At 32.5% G+C, this 16,123-nt stretch carries 12 protein-coding genes; 5 read left to right on the top strand and 7 right to left on the bottom strand.

Annotated features, from left to right (window positions below):
• Positions 1-139: 139 nt before the first annotated feature.
• The 7 genes from FHK87_RS26185 to FHK87_RS10375 form a co-directional block, all read right to left on the bottom strand.
• Positions 140-286 carry a hypothetical protein gene (locus tag FHK87_RS26185; protein ID WP_226294178.1) on the bottom strand — a complete coding sequence of 49 codons (147 nt, stop codon included), beginning with the start codon at positions 284-286 and terminating at the stop codon, positions 140-142.
• 22 nt (positions 287-308) lie between these two features.
• A complete protein-coding gene (locus FHK87_RS26535; RefSeq protein ID WP_262711253.1) occupies positions 309-437 on the bottom strand; it encodes a hypothetical protein in 129 nt (42 codons plus the stop codon).
• A gap of 123 nt (positions 438-560) precedes the next feature.
• On the bottom strand, positions 561-896 hold the full coding sequence (locus FHK87_RS10355) for an HTH domain-containing protein (protein WP_140592604.1): 336 nt from the start codon (positions 894-896) through the stop codon (positions 561-563).
• A gap of 371 nt (positions 897-1,267) precedes the next feature.
• Complete coding sequence (locus tag FHK87_RS10360) at positions 1,268-3,427, bottom strand: peptidase domain-containing ABC transporter (RefSeq protein WP_140592605.1); 2,160 nt, start codon at positions 3,425-3,427, stop codon at positions 1,268-1,270.
• A 492-nt stretch (positions 3,428-3,919) separates the two neighbouring features.
• Positions 3,920-5,092, bottom strand: a complete 1,173-nt coding sequence (locus tag FHK87_RS10365) for an HlyD family secretion protein (protein WP_140592606.1) — start codon at positions 5,090-5,092, stop codon at positions 3,920-3,922.
• A gap of 1,534 nt (positions 5,093-6,626) precedes the next feature.
• Complete coding sequence (locus FHK87_RS10370; RefSeq protein WP_140592607.1) at positions 6,627-7,106, bottom strand: hypothetical protein; 480 nt, start codon at positions 7,104-7,106, stop codon at positions 6,627-6,629.
• A 232-nt stretch (positions 7,107-7,338) separates the two neighbouring features.
• Positions 7,339-7,593 carry a hypothetical protein gene (locus FHK87_RS10375; RefSeq protein ID WP_140592608.1) on the bottom strand — a complete coding sequence of 85 codons (255 nt, stop codon included), beginning with the start codon at positions 7,591-7,593 and terminating at the stop codon, positions 7,339-7,341.
• Positions 7,594-8,030: 437 nt separating this feature from the next.
• On the opposite strand from FHK87_RS10375, the gene FHK87_RS10380 reads away from it, so the two are divergent.
• From FHK87_RS10380 to FHK87_RS10395, 5 genes are all read left to right on the top strand, one after another.
• Entirely contained in the window at positions 8,031-9,758 is a 1,728-nt protein-coding gene (locus FHK87_RS10380) for a helix-turn-helix domain-containing protein (protein WP_140592609.1), read from the top strand.
• Between the two features lie 122 nt (positions 9,759-9,880).
• The gene (locus tag FHK87_RS26190) at positions 9,881-10,033 is read left to right on the top strand and encodes a hypothetical protein (protein ID WP_226294179.1); all 153 of its coding nucleotides are present in this window, start codon (positions 9,881-9,883) and stop codon (positions 10,031-10,033) included.
• 98 nt (positions 10,034-10,131) lie between these two features.
• Positions 10,132-12,297 carry a prolyl oligopeptidase family serine peptidase gene (locus FHK87_RS10385; protein ID WP_226294180.1) on the top strand — a complete coding sequence of 722 codons (2,166 nt, stop codon included), beginning with the start codon at positions 10,132-10,134 and terminating at the stop codon, positions 12,295-12,297.
• A gap of 9 nt (positions 12,298-12,306) precedes the next feature.
• Positions 12,307-14,454 (top strand): prolyl oligopeptidase family serine peptidase, encoded by a 2,148-nt coding sequence (locus tag FHK87_RS10390; protein ID WP_140592611.1) that lies wholly within the window; start codon positions 12,307-12,309, stop codon positions 14,452-14,454.
• On the top strand, positions 14,444-16,114 hold the full coding sequence (locus tag FHK87_RS10395) for a S8 family serine peptidase (RefSeq protein WP_226294181.1): 1,671 nt from the start codon (positions 14,444-14,446) through the stop codon (positions 16,112-16,114). Before FHK87_RS10390 ends, FHK87_RS10395 begins: the two co-directional genes overlap by 11 nt.
• The last annotated feature ends 9 nt before the right edge of the window (positions 16,115-16,123 follow it).

Raw genomic sequence — 16,123 nt, forward strand, 5'->3', positions numbered from 1 at the left:
ACTATTTACCAAATTTACCTTATAATATTATCAAATTAAAAAAAGATTTTTATTAGAGAATACTTTTAATCAAAAGTATTCTCTAACTAAGAATAGCCTCTTTTTATTAATTTATAACTTAAGGTATTCTTATTTATTATTAAGAAGCTAAATCTCTACCTACTTGATATCCTGCACTAAAAAGAGCAACTGTTAAAATAGCTGCGGCAATTATAGAACCTCCATTTGTATTTGATTTATCTTCTAGTGTTAATTCTATTGAATTGAATTCTTTTAAATTTTTCATAATTATTTATTTTTATTTTGACTTACATATTTACTACATAACCTGTGATTAAACCTAGTATTGGAGCTGTGATTAATCCCCAGCCTCCGTCAACTTTTTTTATCTCTTCAGAGCTCAATGCTTGAACTCCAAAACTTTCTAAATTTTTCATGTTTTTAAATTTTAATAATTAATAATTCAGTTTTTAATCCGTGCATCTTGTTTCGTCAAACCTGATGCTGTTTTTGTGTTGCAACACTTGTAAACGCATGCGCATTGCGTTTATATTACAATACTACAACGGTTGCGTCCCAATTTTCGGGACGCTGTTGTAAAATGTATATTTTTTTAAAAAACCTCCCCCAAATATGGCTTTGGATTCGCTATAATCTAGCTCTCCAACCTCGAACCCAAATCTAAATTTTACGATCCCATCATATACAAAACTCTGTATGCCATGATGATAATAGATAGGGGCTTTCAAATCTTTCATCACATCAATAGCTCTGTAGATTTTGGTTCTAGAGACGCCTAGCCGAGCAGCCAATGTTGCCGGTGGCCCTGTTGCTTTTAATCGAATGAGTTGATCTATACGATCGATCAGCTCTACATGTTTGATTAATGTATCCATACTTTTTTTGTTTAGTTGTTATTAAGTACTGAGTACAAAGTATTAAGTAATCAGTATTTATCCGTATCGTCATGCTGAACTTGATTCAGCATCTCATTAGGCTTAGTTTTTCTATTTTTTTACCCTGTTTTGTGCGACCCTGAATCGAGTTCAGGGTGACGTTTGTTATATTTTTAGTTTTTAGTCACTTGATTTGTAATAGGTCTTCGACAAGCTCAGACTGACATTTGGTTTTATTTCATTTAATTTCCTCACATACTCACTTACTCAAATGCTACTTTTCACTTTTACATTTAGCCTTTTACATTTTACATCCTCATTCCTCACATGCTCAAAAACTCACATTCTCACAAACTCACCTCCTCAACATCTCACACACTCATTTCCGGGATTTGTTTTTGCCAGAGTTGATAATATTTCCCTTGTTGGGGATATAGTGTATGGTGATCACCCTGCTCGATAACTTTACCTTGTTCTAGCACCACAATCTGGTCGGCATTGACTACTGTGCTTAATCGATGTGCAATAATGATTACTGTTTTATGCTGGTCACGTAATTGTTGTACCGCTTGTTGGATATAGTTTTCTGAGGTACTATCTAGAGATGAGGTGGCCTCATCCAGCACTAATATTTCAGGATTTTTGTATAAGGCACGTGCAATGGCAATCCGTTGTTTTTGCCCACCTGATAGTGTTGCCCCATTTTCACCTAGATAGGTGGCAAATGCATTGGGAAGTTGCTCTATAAATTCTAGAATTCCTATTGCTTTGCAAACGTTTATAATACGTTCTACATCGGGAGCAAACTCACCTACAGCAATATTCTCGATCACATTGCCGGCAAAGAGGTCGATGTGTTGGGGTACTACTGCGACCAGTTGTCTTAAACTGTCGTTATCAATATGTTTTAAATCTTTGTCTCCTATAGCGATTTTCCCTTTTTGTATGGGATATATATTTTGTAACAGTGACATTAGTGTGGATTTGCCGGATCCGCTTTCACCAATTATAGCAGTGATTTTTCCTTTTGGGATGCGCAAATTGAAATCAGTAAATACCTGCACCCTCGAACCGTATCTAAAAGACACATTAGCAAAATGAATATCACCAATATGCATGTTGTCAAGCTTCATTTTTTGGGTGTTGGTTTCTCGCTCTAGGTCCATAATCTCAAATAAACGGTCTGCGGCAATCAATGCATTTTGTATTTGCTTATTGGCACTGACCAAACTTGCTACCGGAGCGGTAAAGTATCCTGTAATGGCATAAAAGGCCATAAGTTCTCCTGCTGTAATTTCTTTTTGGATGACAAAATAAGTACCACACCACAAGAGTATAATGGTAAAGAGTTGTGCAATAGTATCGGTACCCGAGGTAGCAAATACAGTATTGAGCGCAGAGGTATAGCCGGTTTTTAGCAAACTGATAAAACGCGTTTCTGTTTTGATATTGGCAAAACCCTCTAAACCAAATTGTTTTATGGTTCCCACGGCATTGAGAGATTCTACAAGTTGACTCTCGAGTTCTGCTGATTTTTCCATCACTGCTCGTTCTGTTCGTTTGTTGAGCGTATCCGTAATTTTATAAAGGATACCATATAGCGGTATGATAGCAAGCATAATAAGTGCTAGTTTCCAATAATAGGTAAACATCAAAACAAAAGAGAAAATAACAATGAGGATATTAACAGATAGGGTTAAGGCTACCCCATTGATAAATGTTCTTATTTTTACCGCATCATTAATGCGAGAAATAATCTCTCCCACTCGCATGGTATCAAAGAACTGTTGTGGCAGTTTAAGTAGGTGTTTGTAATATCCCAATATCAATCGGGTATCGATCTGTTGCCCCGTTTTGATTAAGAATATATCTTTAAAAACCCCAATCACAAGTTTGAGTAGTACTATCGCAATCATAAAGACCCCCAACAAGTTTAGTAATTTGGTAGAAGTACCTATAAACACATGGTCGGTTAATTTTTGAATATAAATAGAAGTAGAGAATCCTAATAGGGTATATAACATTGCCCCAACAAAAGCTTGTATCAATACGGTTTTGTGAGGTTGTAATAAAAACCAAAAGCGTTTGTAGACGGATACTTTTTGATTTTCTGCTACAAAATTTTCTTTGGGTAATAGTAAGACCAGTACACCTGTCCATTCTTTCTTGAATTCGTCATGTGTTTTTTTATGTACCCTACCATCGGCAGGATCCATAATCGTGATGTGATGTTTGGTTACCTGATAGATCACGACATAATGGTGTAATTGCTCATTTACGATAATATGCGCAATAGCAGGTTTAGGAATTTTAGACAGACTCTCCAGATCTCCACGCACACCTTTGGCGTCAAATCCGATCTGTTCTGCGGCTTCGAGTAAGCCTAATACATTGGTTCCTTTTTTGTCTGTATTGGCAAGTTGTCGTATTCTGGCAATGGGGATTTGTAATTTATAATGTGCAGCCACCGATGCCAGACAAGCAGCACCGCAGTCTGTGATATCATGTTGTTTTATTTTGGTTCTTCTCATGGTGGTTTTTTAGTTTTTAATTTTTAGTAATAAGTGGTTATAAGTACAAAGTAAGAAGTACAAAGTACGAAGTATGTCCTCCTCTCTCTCAAATCTCACTTTCCATCTCTATCATTCCTCACACCCAACACCTCATTCCTAATGCTGCATTTCACTAGTTATTTCTTATCTTTTTGTGTCACCCTGAATCGAGTTCAGGGTGACGTGTGTTATATTTTAATTTTTATTGTCAAACTGAGCTTGTCGAAGTTTTTTGGTTATTTACTTTTCAGTAGGTCTTCGACAGGCTCCGACTGACATTTCATCTTTCTTTTTATTTCGTCATGCTGAACTCGATTCAGCATCTCATTATTTATGTTTTCGCTTGTTGTGTGACCCTGAATCGAGTTCAGGGTGACGTGTATATTATATTTTTAATTTCCTCATTCCTCATACCCCATACTTCACACCTTTACTACTTCCTCAAATACTCAACAACTCACAAACTCACATTCAACGACTCACCACCTCGTCCCTATTTGGACTAGAAGGGTTAAGCCAATCATCAACTTTGTCATATAGCAGATCATACAATGTACGCTCAGTGAGTTGAAATCTTGCATTGAGGGTCATTCCTTTATTAAAGTTGCCTTTGAATCCATTTTTGAGTTGTAAAAAATTTTGATCTACCTGACACTTTACTTTAAAAACAGGTTGATTGTCTATCATATCAATGTCTTTACTGATTTCAAGAATTTGTCCGGTAGCCAATCCCCATTGATTGTAATTAAAGGCATCGACCTGAAAATTAACAGTTTTGTTTTTGCTGATCAATCCGATATCAGAAGGAGAGAGGTAGCACTCTGCAACCAACCGGGTATCCGGTGATATTTCTGCAAGCTTAGTTCCTGCAGTTATAAAACTACCGGGGGCGATGCCGGTTACATTTTTGAGTATCCCATCTATAGGGGCAATAATCATCTGCTCTTTTTGGCTTTGTTGTAATTGTGAGAGGTTGCTTTTTTGTTCCCTTAGTGTTGTGTTGTAATCGGTTAAAGCCGCTTGCCAGTTGTTTTTTTGTTCTTTTTTATATTGTGATACGTTACTGCTTGCCAGTTGGTATTCAAATAAAGTATTCTCATATTCTACTTTGGCAATAACCCCTTTTTGATATAGTTTTTTATTGCGTAGATAATCGTTTTTGGTTTTTTGTACTCGATTTTTTAGAATCCTTAGTTTTTGATAGAAATAGAGGGTCTCTTTTTTATATTTTGCAGAACGTACTTGATGTAGTTTTGGATACATGGTAGTACTTAGGTATTTGCAATCTGTAATAAAGGTGTTGATCTCTTGTGTTTGTAGGGTTGATCTTTGTATTTGTGCATCGATTGCTATAGTGCTTGTCATCAATAAGGTATCTCCCTTTGCGACCTTTTGGTTGTCTTGTATAACAGCAAAAATCACCTTTCCGGATTGTAAGGGTGTAATCATGATTCGTTCTTTACTTGGTTTTAGCATTCCCTTTGCTGTGGTATATATATTTATTTTTATAAAGGGTAACCCAAGTAATACGACGACTACGGTAAAGAGTATTGTACCATAAATGATCTTGCTTTTACTGGTATGAGTAAATTGATGTACCTCTACGGTATGCTCTATAATTTCTTTAGGAAATAGTTGTTTCATAAGATATAGTTATTATAGGCCAAAGATTGTTGTGAGATATTGAAGTAACATATTGACCCCTGTAATGGTTATTTTGGTTATAAAATGTATCATTGTTTTCCCTTTTTGTTTTTAATATTTAGAAGTACGGGAGTAAGAAGTACAAAGTACGAAGTATGTTCTCCTTGTAAATCTTCACATTCTCAAAGACTCACAATGTCTTCGACAAGCTCAAACTGACATCACGTTTTACTCCTCACCCCTCATACCCCACACCTAATTCTGCATCTCATTAAGCTTGGTTTTTAGCTTCTTGTGCGACCCTGAATCGAGTTCAGGGTGACGTACATATTATATTTTAATTTCCTCACATACTCACTTACTCAAATGCTACTTTTCACTTTTACATTTAGCCTTTTACATTTTACATCCTCACACCCAATACCTCACCCCTAATCTAATCCCTTTCCTCCGTTGCGTATTTTTTACCTTCCGTTGGGTCTTTTTGATCAAAATTTCAACTCGACAAGTAGAAATTTTAACTCACGAGGTTGAAATTTTAACCTCGTGAGTTAAAATTTTAAAGGTTTGGGTTAAAATTTGAGTCATGTTTCTTAAAATTTCAATGCTTCGGGTTAAACACTTAGTCTTTTTGACCCATCGTTTGGTCTTTTGGGTTAAACGTTTAACCTTTGGGGTTAAAATTTTAATGCCGTTCCTTAAAATTTGAATGTGTTTTGTTAAAATTTTGAGGTTGCTGCTTCATTTTTTATCGATTGAGGTAAAATCCCCCTTTAATAGCTTTTATTTACGGGTGCCTACCCAACTATATGTATGTAATTTTAATTGTAAAACGTTGCTAAAAAAGGGGGAGTGGGGGTATCAATTGGGGATATTTAATTTTCTTGTTTGATTTTGTAATAGGTCTTCGACAAGCTCAGACTGACATTTAGTTTTATTTTTACATTTCATCTCTCTTTTTATTTAGTCATGCTCAACTCGATTCAGCATCACATTAGTTATTTCTTCTCTTCTTGTGCGACCCTGAATCGAGTTCAGGGTGACGTACATATTATATCCTCATTCCTCACATCCCATACCTAACCCCTTTACTACTTCCTCAAATACTCAACAACTCACATTCTCACAAACTCACCCCTCATACCTCACATACTATCTTTGATTGAGTTTAGGGAGACGATTAATAATTTTTCAGCTTTATTAATATATATTCACAAACTCATCATCTCCCAAACTCAAACTTCACTATTCAAATCACTTTAATCTTATTCTGCTTTCGTCATGCTGAATTCGATTCAGCATCTCACTAGTTATGTTTTCGCTTGTTGTGCAACCCTGAATCGAGTTCAGGATGACGTACATATTATATCCTCATTCCTCACACCCCATACCTAACCCCTTTACCACTTCCTCAAATACTCAACAACTCACAAACTCACATTCTCAAAGTGTCTTCGACAGGCTCAGACTGACAAATCGTTTTACTCTCCAAAACCTCAAGAACTCACCTACTCAAAGACTCACAAACTCATTTTTAAAGTTGTTCTTCTGTAGGATCTGATTTACTTCTGGATCGGCTAAAGAATTGTGACAGTTCTGCGACTTTTTCTGTAAATCCCGGTTTGCCGGCTCCTTTGCTGTATTGCGAGAAGGCGTAGTCTGTAAGAGAATCTTGATAGTTGTCGTAATCATGCAGAATTTTGGTGCTTTCCATTCGATACACAAGGCTTTCTATACGGCCCAATAGGTTTTCGAGATATCCACGAGCGCTATAGTCTCTATCAAACTCTTCCCAGTCGATATCAGGAGAGCTTAGTGATGGGCTATGATTACGGTAATCTTTAATTTTATTAACGAATAATTTATTTTTTTCGTTGATAGCTTTATATCCTGAGCGTTGCTTTTCTGTAAGTGCAGATAATTTGTTTAAGAAGATATTTTCTAATTCTGTGATTAAGTTTTCTGCTTGTTGTTTTTCTTCCGGTGTTAATTGGTCTTGAATAATATTTCTCATTTTTCTATAGTTATTAATTTTTCGTTATTCATTTTACCTATTTATATCGTCATGCTGAACTCGATTAGGTATCTCGTTAGTTTTATTTTTGCTTCTTTACTTTTTATATCGTCATGCTGAACTTGATTCAGCATCTCATTATTTATGTTTTCCTTTCTAGTGCGACCCTGAATCAAGTTCAGGGTGACGTACATATCATATTTTAACATACTCACTCCTCACACCCCATACCTCACACCTTGTTATACCCGGCGCATGTTTTTTTGTAATAGTCAAGCAAAAACAGGTTACGCGCTTTATAAATTAATTGAATCGCTTCGTCACTGGTTTTGCCTTTGGTATAGAGCTTATTGATCCAGAGATAGAGTATGGTTTCATAAAGGCTTTGTCTTACTAGATTATACATAAACTGATCTGTGGTCATATGAAAGGCTGCTAAAACCGTTGCGATAAATTTATTTTTTGAGGGTTGTGATCCTATATGCATAGCCAATGTTTTTTTGGTTTTATAATATTATTAATAGTTATGTTTTATTATTGAAAACTTTTTGTGTAATAATACTTAACTCAATATTCAATAAGGTTTTTCTTTCAAAATGAACTTCAACTAATTCAAATAAGGTTATTATCTTTACTCACTTTAATTCATTAATCAATCAAAACTTTAAAGATTGTTTGCTTACACTACTATAGCGGTTTGTTTAATAAGTGCTTTTTAGGTTTAAATAAAATTTTCATTTTTTGATAGGACAAATGTAAGAGTGCAACAATCTTTAAAACAAGTTGTTACAATGATGATTTATAAATTGACATCTGTTATTTTATAAATTGTTGACTATTATTTAATCAATAATAATTTGATAGACAAAAGCTTACGTGAAGTTTTGATTTATAATAATATGTAAACACCTAAAGTTGTATAAAGTGAAGGGAGAAAAAAAAATTACATTAACTTATTTAGTTATTTTTATACTATTTACTAATATAGTTAATTCAAAACCTTTGTACGAATCAGCTTTGATTTTTAAGAGTGTTGAAAAAGATTCTTTGAAAAACAAAAGTTATAATTATCTCGAAAAACGATATTATAATAGTGGAAATGATTTAGAAGCAGCAAGGGTTTATGCTAATGCTTATTTGAATCTGGCTAAAAAAGAAAAAAACAGTATTAAAATTGCAAATGGTTTTCTTTACCTTTCAGAAGCTTCTAGTGAAAAGAAATCACTAAAATATGCTGATAGTATTATTTTTTATGGTAAAAAATCTAAAAACAAGGAATTACTTATTAAAGGAAACATTCAAAAGGGAATTCAATTTTATTTTTTAGCTGAATATAATAAATCGCTATCTAAATTACTAGATGCTCAGAAAATAGCTGTTGAGGAAAACAATCACTTTCAACAGGTAGTAATAAAACACCATATTGGCAATCTAAAAAATGTTACAAAGCAAAGAGAAGAAGCATTAGAAATATTTAGGTCTAATATTAAATATTTTGATAAGAAAGATATTGAAAGTCCAGAAGAGAAAAGGCAGTATTTGAAATCATTATTTAGGTTGGCAAATATATATAATATAAAAAGGAACCTCGACTCTGCAGAGATTATTAATAAAAGAGGAATCAAAGAATCTCTTCAGACAGAAAATCAATATATGTATCCCGTTTTTTTAGCTTGTTATGGATCAACTTTACAATTGTCAGGAAGGGTTGATATGGCATTAGACAGTCTTAAGAAAAGTGCCAATCTAACTAAAAATAGAAAAGCAAGATTAGCTTCAATATACTTAATTATCTGTCGAATAGAAAGAGATAGAGGTAATAATCAACAATATGAAAATTATCTTCTTAAAATTGACTCAATGTATGCTAATTATCCAGAAACAATTAAAGAAACTAAAATAGCGTATGAAGCTCTCGTAAAACTTTATAGAGATAATAAAAATCATGAACAACAACTGATTTTTATGAATAAGTTAATTAGGCTTGATAGTATTTTGGACTTAAAATTTCAGAATATAAATAAGGATATTGCTAGAAATTATGAGAATAGAAATTTAATTCACGAAAAAGAAAATTTAATAAAAAAATTAGGTGAGGGCAAAAAACAATATTCCTATTTTCTTTTTTTCACAAGCATGGCTATTATAAGCTTATTGTTTTTAATTTACTTTTTTTACAAAAAGAAAAAGATTTATCAAACTCGATTTAATCAATTGATGAAGGACCAGTCAAGTCCAAAAAATCAAACAAAAAAACTAGTTCAAATAAAAAAACAAGATTCTATTCCAGAAGAGATTGTTGAAAGTATTTTAGAAGGTTTAAGAAAATTTGAAACAGAAAAAAAATATTTATCTAAGAATATTTCATTAAAAGAATTAGCTACTACTTTAAAGACTAATACTTCTTATTTATCATTTGTGATAAATTCTCAAGAGAAAAAAAATTTTTCAAAATATATTAGTGATTTAAGAATACAATATAGTATTGATAGGATTAAAGAAGATAAAAAATTCAGATCTTACACGATTAAAGCTATTGCTAATGAAGTTGGTTTTAAATCGCAAGAGGCATTTTCCAAAGCTTTTTATAAAAAAACAGGTTTATATCCATCTTATTTTATTAATAATATACAGAAAAGCAGAAAAATATAAAATGCTTGTTTACAAAAACTTAAGCATGTTTATTTATAAATATAGACTATTAAAATAAAAAATAATTGCCCTCTTTTATTACTTATTATACATTTGAAACCAACGTCTAAATATGAATTGAAATGAAAAAAAAAGCAAAAGTAAAACAAGAAAAAAAACTTAGTTTCAAAAAACTTCAAATCTCTAAGTTAAACAATCTTTATGTCATTAAAGGAGGAAGTGCTATAATTTCAGATGATGGAACTGGAGAAGGTGGTATAAGTATAACGGGTTAATAAATTTTGTTTAAATATTTACATCTCGATCAATTCAAATTGATCGAGATGTAAAATCAACATAAAATCAACATAAAAATCTTTCTATTTTGAAATACTTGTCTTTAATAATTTTTTTCATATCTATCTTTCAATCTAATTCTCAAGAAATTATAAAACCTTTACAAAAGCAAGAATTGACAGAAGAATACTTTGGTAAAAAGGTTAGTGATCCTTATAGATATTTAGAGAAGAATTTAGACAATAATTTTATTGTTGATTGGATAAAAGAAAACAATGAAGTTACTAGTAATTATTTTAAAAATATTGAATCAACCGATAAGGTTTTGGAGAAAATTTTGAATTCTTACGACAAGAAAGGAGATCAGATATCTTCTACTAGAATAACTTCAAACAACAAATATTTCTATTTAAAAACAAAGTCTGAAAATAATTTTTCAGAGTTATTTTATAAGAATGGTAAAGATGGTAAGGAAGTTTTGATTTTTGATCCATCATCTTATAGAATTGATGATGGAGTTAAATACAAAATTAATCATATTAGTCCATGCTTAGATGGTGAGAAAATAGCAATAGGAGTTACAGAAAATGACACAGAATTTTCAGATATTATAGTAATAGATGTAGAATCCAAAGAAATAATATTCAAAACCAATAAAAAATCATGGCCAAGTGCTTTAGGAGGTATTAAATGGAATGCCAATTGTGATGGAATATATTATACTCATGTCCCTGTAACGGACAAAAATAAAGAGGACTATCTGTTCAATACAGAAGCGATTTACTTCAATATTGAAAACAAACAGGAAAAGACAGTGCTTTTTTCAAAAGAAAATAATCCTGATGTATCATTTAAGGAAGAAGACTTTCCTTTATTATACTTCGATTTTGTTGAAAATAAACATATTGTAGGAACAGTTGCAGGAGTAGCAAAATATAGAAATGCGTATATTTCGTCATTAGAATCTATATCGAAAAAGAAAAATGATTGGAGACCTTTATTTAAAGTTTCAGATAAGGTAAGAAGGTTTTTCTTGTTTAAAGATGAATTGATATTTCTAACTGCTAAAAATGCTTCAAATTTTAAAATATGTAGAACTTTAATAAATAATCCTAATTTTGAGAAACCAGAGGTTCTTGTCCCTGAATATACTAATGAAATAATTACAGATTTTGCTATAACTAAAGATGGTATTTACTTTGTAAAAGTTAAAAATGGAGTAGAGGCGAATTTAATGTTACTTAAAAATAATGGAAATTTAAAATCGATAGAACTTCCAATAGGAGCGGGTAATATTAAACTACAAACGAAAAGTCCAATAGAAAGTGATTTGTGGGTAACTCTTCAAGGATGGACTATCAATTCAAAAAAATATTTTTACGATGTAATAAGTAATTCTTTTATACTAGAGAATTCTAAATCAAATTCAGAAAAAAATAACAAAGATGATATAGTTGTTGAAGAAATATTAGTTCAATCTCATGATAAAAAAGATATACCTTTATCAATAATCTATAAAAGAGGTTTTAAAAAAAATGGTAATCATCCATTATTCATAACAGCATATGGAGCTTATGGAAGAAGTATTAACCCAAGATCAACTGCTCTAATTTCAAATTGGATTGATGAAGGTGGGGTATACGCTGTAGCACATGTAAGAGGAGGAGGAGAAAAAGGATATGAATGGTACACTGAAGGGTTAAAATTAAATAAAGCTAATAGTTGGAAAGATTTAATTAGTTGTGTAAAATACCTTCAAGAATATAAGTATACAAAATCTTCAAAAACAGTAGCATGGGGTGCAAGCGCGGGAGGTATTGCTGTTGGAAAAGCTGTTTTAGAAGAGCCTAGTTTATTCTCTGCTGCTGTAATAACTTCAGGAATGCTAAACACACTAAGATCAGAATTTGCTCCTAATGGTAAAAATAATGCAAAGGAATTTGGAACAGTTAAGAATCCAAAAGAATTTGAGTCTCTTCTTGCCATGGATAGTTATCAAAGTTTGCAAAAGAATACTTCATATCCTTCGTTTTTAGTTACTACTGGTCTTAATGATTCTAGGGTAGCATCTTGGCAATCAATGAAATTTGTAGCTCGTTTAAGGGAATATAGTAGTTCTAAAAAACCTATATTATTTTCAGTAGATTTTGAGTCTGGACATGGATATGAAAGTTCTAAAAGAAAAATGAATATTAAAATAGGAGAGATAATAGTTTTTGCTCTTTCACAAACCGGGCATCCAGAATATCAGCCTAACGAATAATTTTTTCTAATGAAAAAAAGCTTTCTACTACTATTTGCTAGTATCATTTTTGCTAGTTGTACTCAACCTAAAAAAGATGCTGTTTCTGATGTATATCATGGGCAAACTATAACTGATTCATATCGACATCTAGAACGTGTAGAAGATACCACTGTAATTGATTGGATTAAGCAACAAAACAAAGAGACTATTACTACACTACAAAAGTTACACCATCGACAACATATTATTGATAAATTAGAAGCGTATGATCAAAAAAGAAATTTTAAAATTAGGCGATTACAAGTTGCTGATAATGGTTTTATTTTTTATCTAAAAAGAAAAGCTAATGAAGATGTAGCCAAACTCTATTATAAAAAAGGAATCAACGATAAAGAGATAGAATTATTTGACCCCAAAGACTTTCAACCGGAACTAAACACAAAAAACCAGATTAATTATATCAAACCTAGTTGGGATGGTAGTAAAATAGCAATAAGCATTAATCATGATGAAAATGAATATTCAAAAATTATTGTACAAGAAGTAAGCAGTAAAAAGATATATCCCGACATTATAGATCATTGTAAACCTACTTCTATTGCTGGTATACAGTGGCTCTTTGATAATTCTTCTATTATCTATTCGTATTTGCCAAACGCAAATACAAAAAATCGTAATGCCAGTCATGACAGCTCCTCTGTTGTCTATACCATTGGCAAAAACCCTAAAACAACAACATCTTTTTCTAAAGAAAATAATCCTGAGATTGGTATGCGATCAGAGGATTTTCCTATGATATACGTAGATCACCCCAATACAGATTATATTTTGGGTATAGTAGGCGGAGCTACTCCTTTTACTGATGCCTATTATATTACCAAAGAGGAACTTGATCAGAAAAAACAAAACTGGAAACCTCTCTTTAAAAAAGAAGATAGAATAAAAAGTTATCATATAGATAATGATAGCATAATCTACATGACCGCAAATAATAGTCCTAATTATAAAATTTGTAAGACCTCTATAATCACCCCCGATTTTGAGAACCCTAAAGTAATAGCAGATGAAAAGGAAGAGGAGGTGATCAAATACTTTATGTCAACCAAAAGAGGACTATTATTTTCTACGGGAATTAATGGTGTTGCTACCAAATTATACTATATAAATAAAGGAGTAGAAAAAGAAATTAAATTACCAAAACCATATGGTGATATCAAATTGTATAGAAAAGGAGAAGATATATTAGTAGTAACCAAAGGGTGGTTAAGCGATATTGAGCAACACCTATTTAATTTTGATACAGAAACGCTAGAAAACTTTAATGTATTTCCGGATAAGTTTATTGATGATTTTGCTGATCTTGTTGTAGAAGAGGTAACAGTAACCTCTCATGATGGTGCAGAAGTTCCACTATCTCTGGTATACAAAAAAGGAACTCAAAAAAATGGGAGCACCCCTGTAGTCATGAGAGCTTATGGCGCTTATGGTGTATCTATGGTACCTAACTCTTATTATCCATTCTTATTTTGTGCTCGAGAAGGAGCAATCTATGCAGTAGCACATGTGAGAGGCGGTGGCGAAAAAGGAGATGATTGGCACAAAGGTGGGCACAAGACAACAAAACCGAACAGTTGGAAAGATTTTATAGCCTGTACAGAGTATTTAATCAATAATAAATATACGTCTAAGGGTAAGGTCGCCATCTGGAGTGGAAGCGCAGGAGGGGTTGTGATAGGTAGAGCAATGACCGAACGTCCTGATCTCTACAATGCAGTAATCATTGATAGAGGTATACTCAATACTATAAGAATAGAAAGCGGTGTTAATGGAGCTAATACAGCAAAAGAATTTGGGAGTATAAAAGATTCTATTGGTTTTAAAGGACTTTTGGCAATGGATTCGTATCACCATGTCAAGGATAATACTGAATATCCGGCTACATTGCTTACTACTGGTGCAAATGACACCCGAGTCCCACAATGGCATTCTATGAAATTCGCAGCAAGATTGCAAGAAGCAAATACTTCGAATAATCCTATTTTACTTAAAACAGAGTTTGATGCCGGTCATGGTTTACAGTTTACCAAAACTTCACAATTTGAAAGCATCGCTGAAGCTTTATCTTTTGCGTTTTGGCAAACCGGGCATCCAGAATATCAGCCTAATGAAAAATAGTTTTATACTACTATTTACTAGTATCATTTTTGCTAGTTGTACACAAACAGAAGAAAAGCAGTTTGTAGCCATTGATAACATCATACCCAAAACAATAGCCCTATCAGAAGAACAACAAAAAAATTGGCAATACAAGGATATTATCGACGATACAATACCAGGTATTAGTCTTGATAAAGCGTATACAGAAATTATAAAGGACAAAAAAGGAGCTCCTATTATTATTGCTGTAATAGATACAAAGCTGGATATTAATCACGAAGATATATCTAAACATATCTGGATAAACCCCAAAGAAATACCTGATAACAATATTGATGATGACAACAATGGGTATATAGACGATATGAACGGATGGAATTTTTTGGGTAATAAAAAAGGAGAAGATGTATTCTATTCTAATTTTGAATCTATGCGTATTATTAGAAAGTATGATTCAGTTTTTAGCGATAAAAAGCCTGACCAAATACCAACTGAACTTTCTGAAGCTTATGCACTATACAAAAAAGCACAACATCTTAGAGAAAAAGAATTAAAAAAGGGGCTGCAAAACCAAAAATATGGCGACTTTTTGGTAAATACCTATCCTGAGTCTTTAGCAACGTTACAAAAAATTTATCCAAAACAAGACTACACGCTGAATGAGCTGGATAGTTTATATACTGTATATAAAAAAGATACGGTTGTATCTAAGTTAATTTACTATATGGTGAATTATAAAAAGTATAACTTAACACAAAAACGGATTCATAACTATAAAAAATCCTTTGATGCTGTAATGTCAAAATCGCTACGTTATGAGCATAATGAACGAACGTTGATCGGCGATGATCCAGAAAATATAAACGATATCAAATATGGTAATCCTAAGGTTTGGAATGATGACATACCATTTCAACACGCTATTGGAGTTGCAGGTGCTATTGCTGCAGATCGCCATAACGATAAGGGTATAAATGGTATTTTGGATCATGTAAAAATCATGTCTCTATGCGTAGCTTCATCCGGTGGTGATGAACATGATAAAGATATTGCTCTGGCTATTCGATATGCAGCAGACAATGGTGCAAAAATCATTAATATGAGTTTTGGAAAACCATTATCTCTAAACAGAAGTTGGGTAGATGATGCGATTGTATATGCAGAGTCCAAAGATGTTCTTATCGTATGTTCTGCAGGAAATGATAATATAGAGATCAATCTAGAAAATACTCACTATCCAAATGATTACTCGAAGACTGGTGAGGAGATTTCTAATAATTTAATCAAAGTAGGGGCATCAACATATAGTCTAGACAAAACGCTCAAAGCTTATTTTAGTAATTATAGTAAAAAACATATTGATCTTTTTGCGCCCGGATACAAGGTTTATAGTACATCACATGGCAATATATATAGGCCTATTAATGGCACATCACTTTCGGCTCCTATAGTATCCGGAGTAGCTGCATTGATACGATCGTACCATCCTGATCTAAGTGCATTTGAAGTTAAAGATATCCTTATGAAATCTGGAGTTTCTTATGATATCGATGTAGAGATTATACAAGAAGATGGAAGTGAAAAACTAGTTCCTTTTTCTAAACTTTCTAAATCAGGGAAAATTGTAAATGCCTACAATGCCTTACTCATGGCAGAACAAGTTGCAAATTCAAAGTAAATTTTTCTG

This window comes from Aquimarina algicola (assembly GCF_006443095.1).
In the GTDB taxonomy this organism is placed as follows: Bacteria; Bacteroidota; Bacteroidia; order Flavobacteriales; family Flavobacteriaceae; genus Aquimarina; species Aquimarina algicola.